Annotated in this window: 13 protein-coding genes; 9 read left to right on the top strand and 4 right to left on the bottom strand. The window is 70.3% G+C overall.

Features of this window, described 5'->3' with window-relative positions; genetic code table 11:
- Positions 1 to 6 precede the first annotated feature (6 nt).
- Positions 7 to 969, bottom strand: a complete 963-nt coding sequence (locus AC3ETA_RS04555) for an ABC transporter substrate-binding protein (RefSeq protein ID WP_432191502.1) — start codon at positions 967 to 969, stop codon at positions 7 to 9.
- A gap of 665 nt (positions 970 to 1634) precedes the next feature.
- Between AC3ETA_RS04555 and AC3ETA_RS04550 the strand changes: the two genes are divergently transcribed.
- The 4 genes from AC3ETA_RS04550 to AC3ETA_RS04535 all read left to right on the top strand — a co-directional run bounded on the left by AC3ETA_RS04550 (position 1635) and on the right by AC3ETA_RS04535 (position 4884).
- Positions 1635 to 2858: an NAD(P)-dependent malic enzyme gene (locus tag AC3ETA_RS04550; protein WP_432191501.1), complete on the top strand. Its 1224-nt coding sequence runs from the start codon at positions 1635 to 1637 to the stop codon at positions 2856 to 2858.
- Between the two features lie 163 nt (positions 2859 to 3021).
- On the top strand, positions 3022 to 3984 hold the full coding sequence (locus AC3ETA_RS04545; RefSeq protein WP_432191500.1) for a zinc-binding dehydrogenase: 963 nt from the start codon (positions 3022 to 3024) through the stop codon (positions 3982 to 3984).
- A 109-nt stretch (positions 3985 to 4093) separates the two neighbouring features.
- Positions 4094 to 4303, top strand: coding sequence for a helix-turn-helix domain-containing protein (locus tag AC3ETA_RS04540; protein ID WP_030952466.1), 210 nt, complete (start codon positions 4094 to 4096; stop codon positions 4301 to 4303).
- The gene (locus AC3ETA_RS04535; RefSeq protein ID WP_432191499.1) at positions 4303 to 4884 is read left to right on the top strand and encodes a Clp protease N-terminal domain-containing protein; all 582 of its coding nucleotides are present in this window, start codon (positions 4303 to 4305) and stop codon (positions 4882 to 4884) included. The genes AC3ETA_RS04540 and AC3ETA_RS04535 overlap by 1 nt, the downstream gene beginning before the upstream one ends.
- A 190-nt stretch (positions 4885 to 5074) precedes the next feature.
- On the opposite strand, the gene AC3ETA_RS04530 is transcribed toward AC3ETA_RS04535, so the two are convergent.
- A complete protein-coding gene (locus AC3ETA_RS04530) occupies positions 5075 to 6136 on the bottom strand; it encodes a PadR family transcriptional regulator (protein WP_432191498.1) in 1062 nt (353 codons plus the stop codon).
- 1 nt (position 6137) lies between these two features.
- Positions 6138 to 7115, bottom strand: coding sequence for a DUF4097 family beta strand repeat-containing protein (locus tag AC3ETA_RS04525; RefSeq protein WP_432191497.1), 978 nt, complete (start codon positions 7113 to 7115; stop codon positions 6138 to 6140).
- 249 nt (positions 7116 to 7364) lie between these two features.
- Between AC3ETA_RS04525 and AC3ETA_RS04520 the strand changes: the two genes are divergently transcribed.
- Positions 7365 to 8210, top strand: coding sequence for a hypothetical protein (locus tag AC3ETA_RS04520; RefSeq protein WP_432191496.1), 846 nt, complete (start codon positions 7365 to 7367; stop codon positions 8208 to 8210).
- Between the two features lie 61 nt (positions 8211 to 8271).
- Here the strand turns inward: AC3ETA_RS04520 and AC3ETA_RS04515 are convergent, their stop codons facing one another.
- A complete protein-coding gene (locus AC3ETA_RS04515) occupies positions 8272 to 8454 on the bottom strand; it encodes a DUF6104 family protein (RefSeq protein ID WP_003997970.1) in 183 nt (60 codons plus the stop codon).
- 190 nt (positions 8455 to 8644) lie between these two features.
- On the opposite strand from AC3ETA_RS04515, the gene AC3ETA_RS04510 reads away from it, so the two are divergent.
- The 4 genes from AC3ETA_RS04510 to AC3ETA_RS04495 are packed head-to-tail and all read left to right on the top strand — an operon-like array spanning position 8645 to position 16198.
- On the top strand, positions 8645 to 9004 hold the full coding sequence (locus tag AC3ETA_RS04510) for a CU044_2847 family protein (RefSeq protein WP_432191495.1): 360 nt from the start codon (positions 8645 to 8647) through the stop codon (positions 9002 to 9004).
- Entirely contained in the window at positions 9001 to 10929 is a 1929-nt protein-coding gene (locus AC3ETA_RS04505) for a VMAP-C domain-containing protein (protein WP_432191494.1), read from the top strand. The genes AC3ETA_RS04510 and AC3ETA_RS04505 overlap by 4 nt, the downstream gene beginning before the upstream one ends.
- 20 nt (positions 10930 to 10949) lie before the next feature.
- Positions 10950 to 11978, top strand: coding sequence for an AAA family ATPase (locus AC3ETA_RS04500; RefSeq protein WP_432191493.1), 1029 nt, complete (start codon positions 10950 to 10952; stop codon positions 11976 to 11978).
- Positions 11978 to 16198, top strand: coding sequence for an SAV_2336 N-terminal domain-related protein (locus AC3ETA_RS04495; RefSeq protein ID WP_432191492.1), 4221 nt, complete (start codon positions 11978 to 11980; stop codon positions 16196 to 16198). Before AC3ETA_RS04500 ends, AC3ETA_RS04495 begins: the two co-directional genes overlap by 1 nt.
- The last annotated feature ends 61 nt before the right edge of the window (positions 16199 to 16259 follow it).

Below are 16259 nucleotides of genomic sequence, written 5' to 3'. Positions count from 1 at the left end.
GTGCGGTCACTTGCCGCCGTTGATGGTGGCTTCCGTGACGGAGCCGTCCTCGACGCCCCACTTCTTGATGACCTTCTCGTACTCGCCGTTCGCGATGACGGCGTCGAGGGCGGCCTTCAGGGCGTCCCGCAGCTGGGTGTTGTTCTTGGCGACCGCGATGCCGTACGGCGCCGCCTCGACCTGCTCGCCCACGAGCTGGAAGTCGTTGCCTCCGCCGGAGGTCTTGACGGCGTAGGCCGCGACCGGGAAGTCGGAGGAGCCGGCGTCCGCGCCGCCCGCGCGCAGGCGGGTCTGGGCCTGCTGGTCGTTGTCGAAGGGCTCGATGGCGATCGTCTTGCCGCCGGTGCACTTCTTGGCCTCGGCCTTGGCCAGGTCCTCGGAGACCGTGCCGCGCTGCACGACGATCTTCTTGCCGCACAGGTCCGACCAGGTCTTGATGTCGGTGTTCTTGCCCTTCTGGGTGTAGATCGAGACACCGGCGGTGAAGTAGTCGACGAAGTCGACGCCCTCACCGACCTTCTTGCCGGTGTCCGAGTCGATGCCCTCCTGGCGGTCCTTGGTGTCGGTCATCGCGGACATGGCGATGTCGTAGCGCTTGGAGCGCAGACCGGTGATGAGGCTGTCGAAGGTGCCGTTCTCGAACTCGAACTTCACACCGAGCTGCTTGCCCATGGCGGCGGCGAGGTCGGGGTCGATGCCGACCGTCTTGCCGGAGTCGTCCTTGAACTCGACCGGCGCGTAGGCGATGTCGGAGCCGACCTTGATGACGCCCTTGTCGCGGATCGCCTGGGGCAGCTTGTCGGCCAGCGGCGCGGTGCTCGCCGCCCCGGTGTCGTTGCTCTCGGAGCCGCTGTCGTTCGTCTGGTCACCGCAACCGGTGAGAATCAGTGCGCCTGCGACCGCGATCGAGCCGACCGCTGCGAGCCGGGAGCGTGCTGCGGTGGTACGACGGGTGGTGCTTGCGGTCATGGTGGGTTCCTCCGGCGGATGGGTGGAGTTGCCGATGGGGCCGGCGCCTGCCTTGGGACCGGCAGGAGCCTTGGTTTCCTAGGTCGACGAGAGCACACACCTTCGAGTGCCGCGACCTCGTGTGATTACGGCATCTTGCCATTCGGACTGAGGCATTCAGGGCGCTCGTCATGTCAAAATCGGATAACGGGTTACCCCCGAACCGCCGCAGGTCGGTACATCCTGACCGCACCTTCTGCGGGAATCTGTCCTTCCGGCCGGAAGATCTTCGGTGCATCTCGGGATGCGGACCGGTCGAGCGTGGGTTTCATGGTCGACGGTCACTTTTCATGGTTTCTGAGGTCGATTGTCCGCTTATTTGGCCACGAATCACACCGGTGTCGTCCTCGGGTCTTGTCCGATTCGTATCCGTCGGTGCGGGTGTTTCCCTTCCCGCCGTGTGATCTTGCACGTATTGGACTCGTCGTCAGCGCCGTCCGTCCGGTAAGAAGGTTCTTTACACCCCTCATCCGGGGCTCAGGGCGCGTGTGCGGCGCGCCCGTCGCGCACTGGTCCGTACGTCGTACGTCGTACGTATCAACGAGCAGGGCCTTGCGCGGTCCCGCCCACTTCTCACCAGGAGTGGTCCCACCCTCAAACCATGAACACTTAAGGGGTCAGACAAAGTGGCAGCGGAGATTGTCAATCCTCGCAGCGGGAGCAATACCGATCAGGACGGCGGGGTCGAGCCCCTCGATTCCTTCGATCCGGCGTTCGCGCTGCACCGTGGCGGCAAGATGGCCGTGCAGGCCACCGTGCCGGTCCGCGACAAGGACGACCTGTCCCTGGCGTACACGCCCGGCGTCGCGCGGGTGTGCACCGCCATCGCCGAGCAGCCGGAGCTCGTCCACGACTACACGTGGAAGTCGTCCGTCGTGGCCGTGGTCACCGACGGCACCGCGGTGCTCGGGCTGGGCGACATCGGTCCGGAAGCCTCCCTCCCCGTGATGGAGGGCAAGGCGATTCTGTTCAAGCAGTTCGGCGGCGTGGACGCGGTCCCGATCGCGCTCGACTGCACGGACGTCGACGAGATCGTCGAGACGGTGGCGCGCCTCGCCCCGTCCTTCGGCGGCGTCAACCTGGAGGACATCTCCGCACCCCGGTGCTTCGAGATCGAGCGCAAGCTCCAGGAGCGCGTCGACATCCCGGTCTTCCACGACGACCAGCACGGCACGGCCGTCGTGACGCTGGCCGCGCTGCGCAACGCCGCGCGGCTGAGCGGGCGGGCCATCGGTGACCTGCGCGCCGTCATCTCGGGCGCCGGCGCGGCCGGTGTCGCCATCGCCAAGATGCTGATCGAGGCCGGCATCGGCGACGTGGCCGTCGCGGACCGCAAGGGCGTCGTCTCGGCGGACCGTGAGGACCTCACCCCGGTCAAGCGCGAGGTCGCCTCCTTCACCAACAAGGCCGGCATCACCGGGTCGCTCGAGGCGGCTCTGGAGGGTGCGGACGTCTTCATCGGCGTCTCCGGCGGTACGGTCGCCGAGGAGGCCGTCGCCTCGATGGCGAAGGGTGCCTTCGTCTTCGCCATGGCCAACCCGAACCCCGAGGTCCACCCCGACGTCGCGCACAAGTACGCGGCCGTCGTGGCGACCGGGCGGTCCGACTTCCCGAACCAGATCAACAACGTGCTGGCGTTCCCGGGCATCTTCGCCGGCGCGCTCCAGGTGCGGGCGTCCCGGATCACCGAGGGCATGAAGATCGCGGCCGCGGAGGCGCTGGCGGGTGTCGTCGGGGACGACCTCGCCGCGGACTACGTGATCCCGTCGCCGTTCGACGAGCGGGTCGCTCCGGCCGTGACCGCCGCGGTCGCGGCTGCGGCCCGGGCCGAGGGCGTCGCCCGGCGCTGACCGGCGCTCCGGCCGGCAGGCTCTGATCGGCCCCGCCCGTTCGGGCGGGGCCGATTCTCTTGCCGCCGAGGCGTCCGTTCGGGTGAGCGATCCTTGGCAAGAGGGCGTGTGTCACAGCCCCCTCCCGTTCCGTCGGCTGCAAACGCCACCTATCGTCGACGCCATGTTCGCCGTCTACGCTGCCCGAATCGACCGCGACCAGCCGCTGAGCGGCCTCGAGTTGGGGGAGCGTCCCGCTCCCGAGGCCCGGCCCGGCTGGAGCACCGTCAACGTCAAGGCCGCTTCCCTCAACCACCATGACCTCTGGTCGCTCCGGGGCGTCGGCCTCCCGGAGGACCGGCTGCCGATGATCCTCGGCTGCGACGCCGCCGGCGTCGACGAGGACGGCAACGAGGTCGTCCTGCACTCCGTGATCGGTCAGAGCGGTCACGGGGTCGGCCCCAGGGAACCCCGCTCCATCCTCACCGAGCGCTACCAGGGCACCTTCGCCGAGCAGGTCGCCGTGCCGACCTGGAACATCCTGCCCAAGCCCAGGGAGCTCTCCTTCGCGGAGGCCGCCTGTCTGCCGACCGCCTGGCTGACGGCGTACCGGATGCTGTTCACCAACGCGGGTGTACGGCCCGGGGACTCCGTGCTGGTGCAGGGCGCAGGCGGCGGGGTGGCCACCGCCGCCATCGTGCTCGGCAAGGCCGCTGGGCTGCGGGTCTTCGCCACCAGCCGTGACGAGGCCAAGCGCAAGCGGGCCCTGGAGCTGGGTGCCGTGGAGGCCGTGGAGTCGGGGGCCCGGCTGCCGCAGCGGGTCGACGCCGTGATCGAGACCGTCGGTGCCGCCACCTGGTCGCACTCCGTCAAGTCGCTGAAGCCGGGCGGCACTCTGGTGATCTCCGGTGCCACCAGTGGTGACCGGCCCTCGCACGCCGAGCTGACGCGGATCTTCTTCCTGGAGCTGAAGGTCGTCGGCTCCACCATGGGGACCAAGGACGAGCTGGAGGACCTGCTGTCCTTCTGCGCGGCCACCGGTGTGCGGCCCGTGATCGACGAGGAGCTGCCCATGGACCGGGCCCGGGAGGGCTTCGAGCGGATGGAGTCGGGCGAGCTGTTCGGGAAGGTCGTACTCACCAACTGACGGCTCTCGCCGAGGCGCTTGCGGCGGGTCCGGGGTTCTGCCCCGGGCCCGCCGTTCCGTATGTCAACTAGGGTTGACGTCGACCGGTGTGTCAACCTAAATTGACACCATGACCGAAGCAACGGATCTCGCCGAGCGGGCGGGAGATCGCGATCCACGGATCGGGCTGCGGGCCGTCGCGGCGCTGCGCCGGCTGCTGGAGCAGTTGGAGGCGGTCCAGGTGCGCAGTGCGCGCAACCAGGGGTGGTCGTGGCAGGAGATCGCCGCGGAACTCGGGGTCAGCAGGCAGGCCGTGCACAAGAAGTACGGGAGGCGTTGATGTTCGAGCGGTTCACGAAGGATGCCCGTGCCGTGGTGACGGGTGCGGTGGAGCAGGCCGAGCGGGGCGGGGCGCCGGCCGTCGACGCCGAGCACATGCTGCTCGCGCTGCTCGACAAGGAGGGAGGCCGCGCCTCGTTCGCGCTCGCCGCGCTCGGGGGTGGCCGGTGGCTGGAATCCGTACGGGACGCACTGGGCGAGGCCCGGCGGCGGGGCGGCTTGTCGCAGGCCGAGGCCGAGGCGCTCGCCGGGCTGGGGATCGATGTCGGGGAGATCGTGGCCCGGGTGGAGGAAGTGCACGGGGTCGGGGCGATGTCCGGGGACCGGGCGAGGGCCGGGGCCGGGGCGGGCAAGGGGGCGCGGTCGAGGCATCGGCCGTTCGGCCGGGACGCGAAGGACGTTCTGGTACGCGCCCTGCGGGTGGCCACGTCCCGCCGGGACCGGCACATCGGCGACGAACACATCCTCCTGGCCCTCACGAGCCGCCCCGGGGTGCCGGCCGAGGTGCTCGCCGATCACGGGGTGACGTACGAGACGGTGACGCGGGTGCTTTATGGCGGGGGAGAGGCCAAGGCCGGGTGAGTGACGGGCGGTGCGGTTTGCGGGCGGGTGCGGGTTGTGGGTGGCTGGTCGCGCAGTTCACCGCGCCCCTTGAGGGCGTGCAGCGGGCCCTCCTTTAGGGGCGCGGGGAACTGCTCGACCAGCCCCTACGCACCCGCACCGGCCCACGCACCCGCACCGGCTCCCGCAGTCGCGCCGCCCGGCGTCGGTGTCACGGCTTGGGCGTGCGCAGCAACGCTCCGATGTGGGCCGCCGCCGTCGACAAGTGGCGGCGGGCGTCTCGGAGTTGGTCTCCGGTCACGCCGTGGTCCCGTGCCGCGTCACGGATGTCGTCACGGAAGCGGTCGAGCAGGCGGTCCAGGTCGCGGGCCGGGTCGTCGCCGGGCGGCTCATGGGCCCAGGCGGGCTCGTAGTCGGCGGGGAAGTCCTCGGGGGTCTCGGAGTACTCGGGGCGCTGCTGTGCCGACTTGGGGGCGCCCTGCGGGCCGCCCTGCCGGCCGAAGCCGAACTCCTTGCCGAACTCCCTGCCGTAGTCCTTGCCGAAGTCGCCGAACTCCTTGGCCAGTTCCGTCAGGCCCTCCCGTACGCCCGTCGGCCAGTCGCCCCGTGCGAAGTGGTCCTGCACGTGCTCCTGGACCCGGCGGGCGATGCGCTGGACCTCCTCCTGGGCCTGGGCCCGGGCGCGGTCCTGCGCCTCCTTGGCCTGGCGCCGGGCGCGCTGGGCCTCGTCGCGGGCACGCCGGCTCTCGTCCTTGGCGCGGCGGGCCTGCTCCTTCCACTCCTGCTTGGCCCGGCGCATCTCCTCCTTGGCGGCGCGCCACGCCTCCTTGTCCGTGAAGTCGGAGAAGTCACCGAAGGGCGTCTCCGCCTTGGCGCCGTTCCCCCTTCGGGCCTCGGAGGCCGCCGCCCGCACCTCGCGCCGCAGGTCGCCCGCCGCACCCCGGACATCGGCCTGGATCTCGGCGGCCAGTTCGGCGACCGACTCCCTGATCTCCAGCTCCAGGTCGGCCAACTCGCCGCTGCGGTCGGCCAGCTCGGCGCGGCCCGCGTCCGTGATGGCGTACACCTTGCGGCCGCCCTCGGTGGTGTGGGTGACGAGCCCCTCGGCCTCCAGCTTGGCCAGCCGGGGGTAGACCGTGCCGGCCGACGGTGCGTACAGCCCCTGGAAGCGCTCCTCAAGGAGGCGGATCACCTCGTAGCCGTGGCGCGGGGCCTCGTCCAGCAGCTTCAGCAGATAGAGACGGAGGCGGCCGTGGGCGAAGACGGGAGGCATGTCAGAGCACCTTCTTGTCGGTCGTGCCGTCGGCCGGGGCGCCGGTTTCCTCGTCGCCCCCGCCGGAGACGGAATTGTCCCCCGAGCCGTGCTGCGTGCCGTTCACCGGGCCGGCCGTCGTGTCCGCGGCGGTTTCCGGGTCCTCCCGGGCCTCGGCCTCCCATGGCTCCTCCTCGCGCGGCGGGCGGCGCAGCAGGGCGATCGAGCCGGAGACCGTCGTCGCCCGGAGCTTGCCGCTGCCGTCGCCCAGGCGGCCGGTGATCTTGTGGGCGCCCCACTGGCCGTGCACCCGCAGGCCCTCGAAGGCGTTGGAGATCGTGCCGCTGGCGGTGTTGGCCTCGACGTCGGCGTCCGCCGGGGCCGGCAGACGGATGGCGATCTCGCCGGAGACGCTGGTCAGCCGGACGTCGGTCGGGCCGCCCGGGTCCAGGTCGATGATCATGGAGCCGCTCACCGAGTCGGCCTTCACGGCGGATCCGGACCCCTCGACGACCGTGAGGTCGCCGGAGACGGAGTTGAAGCGGAGGTCGCCGGTGACCGCCTGCGCCTCCAGGTTCCCCGAGACGGTGTCCGCGCGGACCTGGCCGGACAGGCCGACGAGGGTCGTGTCACCGGTGACGCCCTTGACGACCGACGGGCCGCGGATCCCGGAGACCACGGCTCCGGCGCCCACCACGCCCACCTCGACGCGGGTGTCGGCCGGCACCGCCAGGGAGACCACCGCGCTGCGGCGCCAGCCCTTGCGGTCGAGCCACTTGAGGAAACCCTTCCAGGGCAGGTCCTCGTAGGCCACCGTCAGGGCACCGTCCCGCTGGGTCACCACCAGGGGCGGCCCCTCGATCTCGGAGACCTCCAGACGGGCGGAACCTTCGTCCGTCCCCACGACGTTCACCGTTCCGTTGACGATGCGTACGTGGAGCTCGCTCACCGGCTCGTCGAAGGTGAGCTTCCTGGGCTCTGCTACGGACCACTCGGACATGGTGCGGACCTCCTGGGCGACCGGACACGGCCGCACGGGCCGGATCTGACACGAAGACAAGACGGAGACGGCGAACCACGGCACACGACGGTTCACGCCACACGACGATCTACGCCACACAACGATTCACGACACGCGCCATATCGCGTCTTCCAAGAAACACGATATATCGCGGACGTCGAAAGTCAAGACACTCGTTCTGGTGATCACAAATCACGCGAGGTGGACAAAGCGGCCTAGCGTGTTGTCATGTCGACGGAACAGCCCCGGTCCACCGGCCAGGCCCGCCCCACCCCCGGCGCCCTGCTGATCTGCCGCGCCGGGCCCGAGTCCGTCGCCCCGGTCGCCCGGCTGCTGCGCGAGGACATGCTGCTCACCCCGGCAGGCGACGAATGGAGCGTGCTCGTGCCCGAGGGCGGGCCCTGGCTGGACGGCGACGAGCCCGTCGACCGCGTCCTCACCGGCTGGGCCACCGCCCTCGCCGTCGGCGCGCCCTGGCCCGTCCTCGCCCTGTGGTGGGACGCCGACCGCGCCGGCTACACCCTCGCCTCGGGCTTCCGCCGCCCCGTCGGCTACATCTGGCTCGCCAACGGCACCCCGGCAGGCGAGGACGAGGCCATGCACACCTTCGCCGCCCGCCTCGGTCTCGACCCGGTCCTGGACGTGCAGTCCCTCGACGGGCTGACCCGCCCCGACTCCGCGGCCGACGCACGGGCACGCATGCGTGGCCTGATCGGCGTCCTCACGCACGCGGGCGTCACCCTGCCCGACGGCCTCGTCCCCGGCGAGGGCACCGACGCCCTCCAGGCCGCCGCCCGCGAGCAGCCGCACATCCGCCTGATCGAGTGGTCGGGCTGGCGCGACGCCTTGCGCGCGGAACTCGACGCCGTGGAAGGCAGCCGTCTCGGCCCCTGGCTCCCCTGGGCAGGCGGTCCCAAATCCCGCCCCCTGGCCCTGTCCCAGGTCGTGGTGGGCCTGCCCCTGACGGTCTGGGCACTACGGCACCGCAGCGCCGGCTGGGCCGCGGCGGGCGCGGTACTGCTGGTCGACGGCGCGCTGGGGCTGGCGTACAGCTTGGTGCGGCCGCTGGACTGAGGGACCGCACGACAACAAAAGGACGCCCCGAATCGGGGCGCCCGAGCGGAGAACCGCGTCGCTACACGTCGTCGTCCTCGTCGTCCAGCCGCGCCAGCCACGTCGCCAGCCGCTCCACCGGCACCTCGAAGTCCGGGTTCAGGTCGACGAACGTGCGCAGCTGCTCGGCGAGCCACTCGAAGGTGATCTCCTCCTCGCCGCGCCGCTTCTCGAGTTCTTCGATGCCTCGGTCGGTGAAGTACACGGGTGTTCTCCTGGAGAGGTCCTGGGACGTCGGGTCGTGGACCTCCAGGTTATGCGGCTGGGGTCGGCTGCCGTAGCACTCCGTTTTCCCACTCCAGAAGCGTTCGGGGGAGCAGAATGTTTCCGGGCACCTCAAGAATGCCATCCTGCCGGGGGCACGGGGGAGTTGCCCGTAGGGGTGGAGAGACGACATGGAACGTGGCGTTCAGAAGATCGAGCTTGCCGACGGTCAGACGGTGCTCGCCAGGGTCAGTGTGCTGGAGCTGGAGGAGCTCCCGCCGGACGACGATCCCTTCCCGCACAAGAACGTCGGTGCCCTCGACCGACTCGCGACCCGGGTGGAGCAGCTGAACGAACTCGTCCGCGGTGTCGGTACCGCGGTCCTGGGCGCGGCGAAAGCCGTCGCCCCGGACGAGGTGAGTGCCACCTTCGGGATCGAGCTGGCCGTGAAGCCCGGTAAGGCGCTGGCGATCCTGGCCGACGGCGAGGCCAAGGCGGCGATCGAGATCACTCTGACATGGAACCTGGGCGGAGACCCAGCCACTCCATGAGCACGTCGAAGCTGGACACCCTGGCCACCCGTGCCACCGTCTGGATAGGCCCCGACGACGACTCCGGCGCTCAGTGGGGCAGCGGCTTCTTCATCACCCCTGAATGGGTGCTGACCTGCGCGCACGTCCTGCTCGCGCACGGTACGGCTGAGCAGGCGGGGTCACTCAGGGTCGTCGGTACCCACGGCGAGGCACGGGCCAGGGCCGCTTACCAGGTGGATGCCGGAGCCGACCCCGAGGACGACCTGATGCTGTTACGCCTGTTCGACGGGCCACGACCCTCGTACTGCGTCCGGCTCACCGACCGTATCGACACGCTCAACAGTCTGACGGCGTACGGCCATTACGTCCCGCGCGCTGGAGCGGCACCGCAGGAGTGGAGCGGTCATTGCGAGGTCGAAGCACTGCACGGTTCCTTCGGGCTCGCCCTCGGAGGTCCCGTCATCCCGCCCGGCACTTCCGGTGGCCCCGTCCTGGACCGCGACCGGGGGGTCGTGTCGGGGCTGATCAAGGCGCGCTGGACGAACCGGCCAGGCGGGCTCGCGGTCGCCACGACCGCACTGCGCCGTTTCGAGGCAGCGGCACCGGTCGGGGACGAGGACAGCTTGGGCGCCGACCCGTACCGGGCGTTGATTCGCGCTCACGACCAGTGGCACGAGGAACATGCGGCCTCGTCCAGCACCTCCTGGGTGGCTGCTCAGGAGCAGCTGTGCGGCGCGAACGAGCGGTGGTCGGCACGTGACAGCGCGACCGCCTCCGCGCTGCTCGCCGAGCTGCCGCCGCCCGCATCCACGGACGAACTGGTCGCACAGGTGGGCAAGGTCCTCCGTGAACGCAACCCGCTGTGGCCCGGGACAGTGCCGCCGCGGGACTGGCGCGACGGGCATGGCTGGCTGTACGAGGCGGCTGAGGGCGACGACCTCGCGTTCCTGCACTACCTGCTGCTCGTCGGCCTGCTGTGCAAATCCCGGCGCCCGGCATCCGCTGCGGCCCTGCTCGGCTGGGTGAAACAGCGGGCCGAGCGACTGCCTGGCAGCCACCGGGCGCTCCTGGACCTGGCCAAGCCCACGGTGCTCCCTGCTCCCACCGGCGGAGCGGATGAGGCGGGCGGCACCGGACCGGTGGTACTCCTTGAGCTACGCCCCGACATGCACCACCCCCGCGACCGCTTCCACTGGCGGGTGTGGACCTGGCAGGACGACGCAGAGCACCCGGCTCCGGGCCCACAGAGCGCCACGGATGACGGGGATGCGCTGCAGGTGCTGCCGTACGTACTGAGTGAACCGCTTCGGGAGGCGTTCGAGTTCCTCGATACCGACGTGCGCCGGGCAAGGCTCGAAGTGGTCCTGCCCGTCGAGCACTTCGATCTCGACGTCCACCTCTGGCGCTGTCAGTTGCGCGCCCGCAGCAGCAGACCACAGCCCGGCGAGCGGCTCTTCGGCGTGCACCGCCAGGTCGTGCTGCGCTGTGCACGGCGCGGTCCGCACGCGGAAGCCTGGCAGCGTCGCTGGCACGGGGACGGTGCGCAGAGTCTCAAAGCCCTGCCGCTGAGCGGGACCGGACCAGAACGGGCTGCCCTGCGCGACGCGCCTTCCGGCGTGGTACCCGTCCTGTGCCGCACGGCCGCCGACAGCGCCGCCTTCCTGCGCGAAGTGATCACCCAAGGCTATGGACTTGCCCTGTGGAGCCGCGAGGCCCACCACACCTACGGCTGCACACCGTACTGCCACGACCTGCACCGGCACGCCGAGCGGCTGCTGCGCGACACAGGCCGCGCCACCGCCCTGCCCGAAGAACTGCGGCTCCTGCGTGAGCGCATCAGCGAGGAGGAGAGCGAGGCCAACTGGGCGGACCCACTCGCCCTGATGTATGACGACCCGCGCCGCCCGCTGCCCGAACGTACCCGCCGACTCCGCTCCCCCTGATCGCTCGCCCGGAGGCCACAGTGACCACCACGACCGACTGGTTCGTCTATCGCGGAACCGGCGAGCCCCATGACGGGATCGACCGCCTCCCGCCGCCCCCGCCCTGGCGTGACTTCGACGGCGGCCGTCTCGCGCCCGCCCCGCCGAACCTGGGCACCGAGTCGGCGCGCAGGCTCGGCAAGGCCGCCGCCACCGTCTGGAGGCCGCACGAACTGGAACTGATCAATGCCGCGCTCTACCTGCGTCGCCCCCTCCTGGTCACCGGTGACCCGGGTTCCGGCAAATCCACCCTTGCCCACGCCCTTGCTCACGAACTCGGACTCGGTCGGGTCCTGCACTGGCCCATCGTCAGTCGTACGACTCTGCGTGACGGCCTCTACGCCTACGATGCCATCGCCCGCCTCCAGGACACCCAACTTGCCCGCCAGGGTGGCCCGGACCACACCGGAGACATCGGCCGCTACCTGCGGCTCGGTCCGCTCGGCACCGCGCTCCTGGCCTACGACCGCCCCCGCGTCCTGCTTGTCGACGAACTCGACAAGAGCGACATCGACCTGCCGAACGACCTCCTGAACGTCCTGGAGGAGGGGGAGTTCGGCATTTCCGAGCTGGAACGCCTTGCCGGCTCCCAGGACGAGGTGGAGGTGCTCAACGACGACGGGCAGCGTGCCCACGTCGCCTACGGCCGGGTCCGCTGCCGGGCCTTTCCGGTCGTGGTGATGACCAGCAACGGCGAACGCGACTTCCCTGCCCCGCTGCTGCGGCGCTGCCTCCACCTCGACCTGCCGTCCCCCAAGGACGACGATTGGGGCACCGAACGCCTGACCGCGATGGTGCGTGCCCACTTCGGCACCGCCGACAGCGCCCGCAACGATGCCCTGGTCCGCCAGTTCCTCCAGTCACATCCGGGCGCCCTGCGCGCCGCCGACCAATTGCTCAACGCCGTCTATCTGACCCAGCACGCGGTCCGGGAGAACGAACCCGACCGGCAGCGCCTCTCCGAACTGCTGATGCGCCCACTCGACCAAGGCGAGCACGGAGCCCGCTGATGACCTCCCCGGAGGCTGCGGATCCCCTGGCCGAGCTGCTGCGGCGACTGCGCTTGCTCGGTGCCGAACCGGCCCCGCGCGAGGTGGCCGAGTCGTTGTGGCTGGCGCGGTACCTCACGCCCGCGGAGCGTGACGCTGAGGCCATGCCCGCGCGGGAGCCGGCTGACGGCCCCGCCCCGGCCCCGCGCGCTCCTGGCCCGCCCACCACCACACCGTCCGGACCGGCGCCCCCACCGGATCCCGCGACGCCCCCGGAAGGCCCGTCCCCTCTCCCTGCCCACCTGTACGCAGACACGCCTGAACTGCAGCGGCCCGCCGCCGACACCTTGCCTCTGCGCGTGAGAGCCCCGGCGGCTGCCACTCTTCCGGGCTCCCTGCCGTTGCTGCGCGCCCTACGACCCCTGCGCCACTACCGGCCGCCCATTCGTACCCCCGACAACCACTTCGACGAGCAGGCCACCGCTGAACAGGCGGCGGAGACAGGACTGTTGTTACCCGTACTGCGTCCGGAGGTTCGGCGGGAAGCCAGGCTTCAGCTGCTCATGGACGTCTCCAGCTCCACCCCCGTCTGGGACCGGACGCTCGATGAGCTCCACCACCTGTGCGCGAGCCTCGGCGCCTTCCGTGAGGTCGGCGTGCACTACGTCCACCCCGGCCCCGGCGACACGCTGCTGGCCGGCCCCGGCCGTGCCGCCCGCGCGCTCGTCCCCGTGGAACAGCTGCGGGACCCCACCGGGCGGCAGGTGACACTCTTGCTCAGCGACTGCGCTGGACCACTCTGGCAGGACACGAGGATGCAACGCCTGCTGCACGATTGGGCGCACGCCGCGCCCGTCGCGCTGGTCCAGCCGCTACCGCAGCGCATGTGGCACGAGACCGACCTTCCGGCCCTGCCCGGCACCCTGCGTCGGGGCGAAGGCCTGGGCGCCCGACTGGAATTCACCCCGGCAGACGGCGAACGGCCGCCTGGTGCGCTGCCGGTCCCCGTGCTCGGCCCGACCCGCGCCGGCTTCGTCACCTGGGCCCGGCTGATGTCCGGGCGGACCGGGCTGTCCCTCCCAGCGGCGGCCGCATGGGTCGCAGCCGCCCCGTCGCTCCCGCACTCGGCACTGAGCCCGGACCCCTTCGATGCCGGTGAACTCGTCGCGGAGTTCCGCGCGTCCGCCTCCCCCGCCGCCCAGAGCCTGGTCCGCGCACTGTCCGCCGTCCCCCTGTACCTGGAGGTGATGCACCTGGTCCAGCGGGTCGTGCTGCCCGAGAGCGGCCCGTCCGTCCTCGCGGAGGTACTGCTCGGCGGCCTGCTGCGGCAGGGGACGCGAGAGGAGTGGTACGAGTTCCGGCCCGGCGTGCGCGAGGAGTTGTTGCGGGCCCTGCCCATGGGTGAGGCCGCGCTTGTCCTCAAGCATTGCGGAGCCTACGTGGAACGGCACTTCGGGCGCCGGGCCCAGAACTTTCCCGCTCTTGCGCTGCAACGGCTCACCGGGTTCGTGGAGGGCCGGGAAGCAGGTGAAGTCGCTGACGAACTACGGCCGTTCGCGGAGGTCTCGGATGCGGTGGTGCGGCGATACCGCCGCTCACGGACGGCCTCCCGGGGGCCGGGCCCAGGAGAGTCGTTCGTCTTCGTGTACGCCGAATTCGACCAGGCGTGGGCGGCGTGGCTGGTGCATGTGCTGAGGGAGTGCGGATTTCGGGGGGCGGCCATGCCGTGGCGGGGTGGCTCGCTGCGGGCGCTGCTGGACGACGCGTTGCAGACGGACCGGCGGGTGGTGCTGCTGCTCAGCGACTGGCTGCTCTTTCAGCACGCCACCTCGCAGGTCCACGAAACGCCGGAACAACTGGAGCGCTTCGTCGGCATGGCGGGCGACAGGGTCATCTCGTTCAAGGTGGGCGACGCGGTACTGCCACCCGTGGCCGCGCTGTTTCGGGCCACGGACCTGAGCGGCATGACCGAGCGAGAGACCCGTATCCGGTTCCTCGTCCGCCTGGGCTTCGACCTTCCTCCCCGTTGGTACGGCACCGGCGGTCTCCCGGCCTTCCCCGACCGGTCGCTCCTGGACGGTGTGCCCCTGCGCAACCCCCGGGTGACCGGGAGGGAGGAGCTACTGGACCGGCTGAGGGACGTCTACGGCGACACCGGTCCGATGGTCTGCGTGCTGCTCGGCGAGCGAGGTATCGGCAAGACCCAGGTAGCCGCGGAGTTCGCGCATCGACACCGCAACGCGTATGAACGCGTGTGGTGGATCGAAGGCGACACCTTGTCCGCCGCCCAGGTCGAACACGTGCTCAACGCGCTTCGCCAGAAGAACCCTGGTCTCCCGTGGCTGATCGTCTTCGACAACTGGGACGACACCGAGGGCAGTGCAGCCATCGTGCCTCCCCGGGACTCCCTCCACATTCTGATCACGTCGAGGAACGAGGCCTGGAGCTCACTGGCCGTCTCCATGAGGGTCGACGCTCTCGGCAGCGAGGAGGTCGATGGTCTCACCGGGGACCTGGTCCGCCGCAGCCTTGTACATCTCGACGATGTGAGGCAGGACGGCAGCGCCATGACCGGCAGCGGATTCCTGGTCACGCCGACGCTGATCGTGACGTCGGCCGAGACCGTGAAATCGTCCTCGCCGGGCCAGGCATCCGCCGTCGTCACCACCGCTGATGGAGAGCGGCACCAAGTGCTGTGGATCCGCACAGGACGCGAACTGGCAGTCGTGCGGGTAGAGCATGAGATCCGGGACGCGGAATGCATGTGGCTGGGGGACCAGTCGACCGTCCCCGCGAGTGAGGTGTTCGTCTACGGGGCCCCCGAAACACCGGACCTGGGCATGAGCCGCGAGGTACTGGCTCTGGAGGGGGCCACCCTGGCAGTGGGCGGCAGGCAGATCCCGCCCAGCGTCCTGGGTGGTCCGGTGATCGATCCTCAGCGCGGGTGTGTCGTCGGGGTGGTCCGCGCGCCGAGCGGGGGCGGTCCGGTCAAAGTCGTGCCCATCTCGTCGCTCCGTGTCGGGCCGGCATGGCTCGAACTCGTCACGGACCATGACCGCTACCACTGGCGCCGGTTCCAGAGGCCGGAAGGATCCTGGACCGTCGTACAGGAGCAACTCCTCAGGGGATCCTGGCTGTACAGCGACTTCACCCCAGAATGGCGAGTCGAACTGTACGGACTTCTGGCGGAGTTGCCCCTGCCCGACGGACCCGAGCAGGTGCGCTTCCTCGCCGGATCCACCGGCGGGCGGGATTCGCAGGCCCTTCCGTTCTGTTGGCGTGACGGTGTGGGGCTGGTGGTGGAAGAGGGGGGCGGTCTCAGGGCGGTGGCCCTGTATGCGGCGAGGGTCTGTGTCGAGATCGGGGATCGCGGGGCGACCGCAGAGGTGCGCTCGTGGGTGGAGCGGGCGGCCGAGACGCTTGCAACGCACATGAGGGAAGAGATTCTCTCGGTCCTGAGGGAGAGACACGGCCCCGGCCGGCACTCCGACGGGTTGTATGTGTTGCTGGAGGTCGAACGCAGGGCCTGGAACCATCGCTACGCATGGGCTGTGAAGGTGCTGCAGGGGCACGATGCAATCCCGCTCGCCGAGGACGACCATGGTGTCTCCGCCGAGGCCCTGGGGCGAGCCGTGGCCGAGCCTCTGGCAGCGGCATTCAGGCGCGTGGACAGCCCTGAACGACGGGTACCACTGCTGTATTCACTGCCCAGCGACCTGATCGATCTTCCCGTGGAGCGGTGGCTCCTGGGAACAGCCGACTCGCGGGGGGCTGTCGGTCTGGAGCGGGGGATCGCGGTTCGTAGTGGGAGCCGCGACGAGATATTCGATCGTGCGTGGCGCAGGAGATGGCAGGGCGTCCGCCGAGGCACCATCGACGGGCTGGCACTGACCGAGGGCGTGAGTTACCGCACGGAGCTGTTCTACGACAGCATCATGGACGCGCCGGTGACAACTGTGCCCTACTTCTGCCTGCACGACTTACCGAAGAACAGGGTGTTCGACGCCGTCGTGGCCTCCGGATATCCCCTCGCGCTCTGGACGTCCGAGGGGGATCACGCTCGCTGTGCCGACTTCTACCGAGGTGCGGCCGAGTTGTTGTCGAACAGCGTTGAGCCGATCCAACTCCTCGAAGAAGTGCGGCAGTTGCGGCGGGGTAATGCCCCGTGGGCGCAGCACGTCAGGCTGCTCTTCGACCCACCTGACCTGCTTCCGCCGGCTCAGTATCCGCATGCGCCGTAGCAACGGAATCGGCCCCATCGCCTCAGCCGAGGTGATGGGGCCGACTCGTCGATCGACCGGT

This window comes from Streptomyces sp. bgisy027 (assembly GCF_057710365.1).
This window is presented reverse-complemented; position numbering and strand designations above follow the sequence as displayed.

Bases quoted from the DNA above. Each gene is read 5' to 3' on its own strand.
- AC3ETA_RS04555 (WP_432191502.1), bottom strand. From the start codon at position 969: ATGACCGCAAGCACCACCCGTCGTACCACCGCAGCACGCTCCCGGCTC.
- AC3ETA_RS04545 (WP_432191500.1), top strand. From the start codon at position 3,022: ATGTTCGCCGTCTACGCTGCCCGAATCGACCGCGACCAGCCGCTGAGC.
- AC3ETA_RS04540 (WP_030952466.1), top strand. From the start codon at position 4,094: ATGACCGAAGCAACGGATCTCGCCGAGCGGGCGGGAGATCGCGATCCA.
- AC3ETA_RS04535 (WP_432191499.1), top strand. From the start codon at position 4,303: ATGTTCGAGCGGTTCACGAAGGATGCCCGTGCCGTGGTGACGGGTGCG.
- AC3ETA_RS04530 (WP_432191498.1), bottom strand. From the start codon at position 6,136: ATGCCTCCCGTCTTCGCCCACGGCCGCCTCCGTCTCTATCTGCTGAAG.
- AC3ETA_RS04525 (WP_432191497.1), bottom strand. From the start codon at position 7,115: ATGTCCGAGTGGTCCGTAGCAGAGCCCAGGAAGCTCACCTTCGACGAG.
- AC3ETA_RS04520 (WP_432191496.1), top strand. From the start codon at position 7,365: ATGTCGACGGAACAGCCCCGGTCCACCGGCCAGGCCCGCCCCACCCCC.
- AC3ETA_RS04510 (WP_432191495.1), top strand. From the start codon at position 8,645: ATGGAACGTGGCGTTCAGAAGATCGAGCTTGCCGACGGTCAGACGGTG.
- AC3ETA_RS04505 (WP_432191494.1), top strand. From the start codon at position 9,001: ATGAGCACGTCGAAGCTGGACACCCTGGCCACCCGTGCCACCGTCTGG.
- AC3ETA_RS04495 (WP_432191492.1), top strand. From the start codon at position 11,978: ATGACCTCCCCGGAGGCTGCGGATCCCCTGGCCGAGCTGCTGCGGCGA.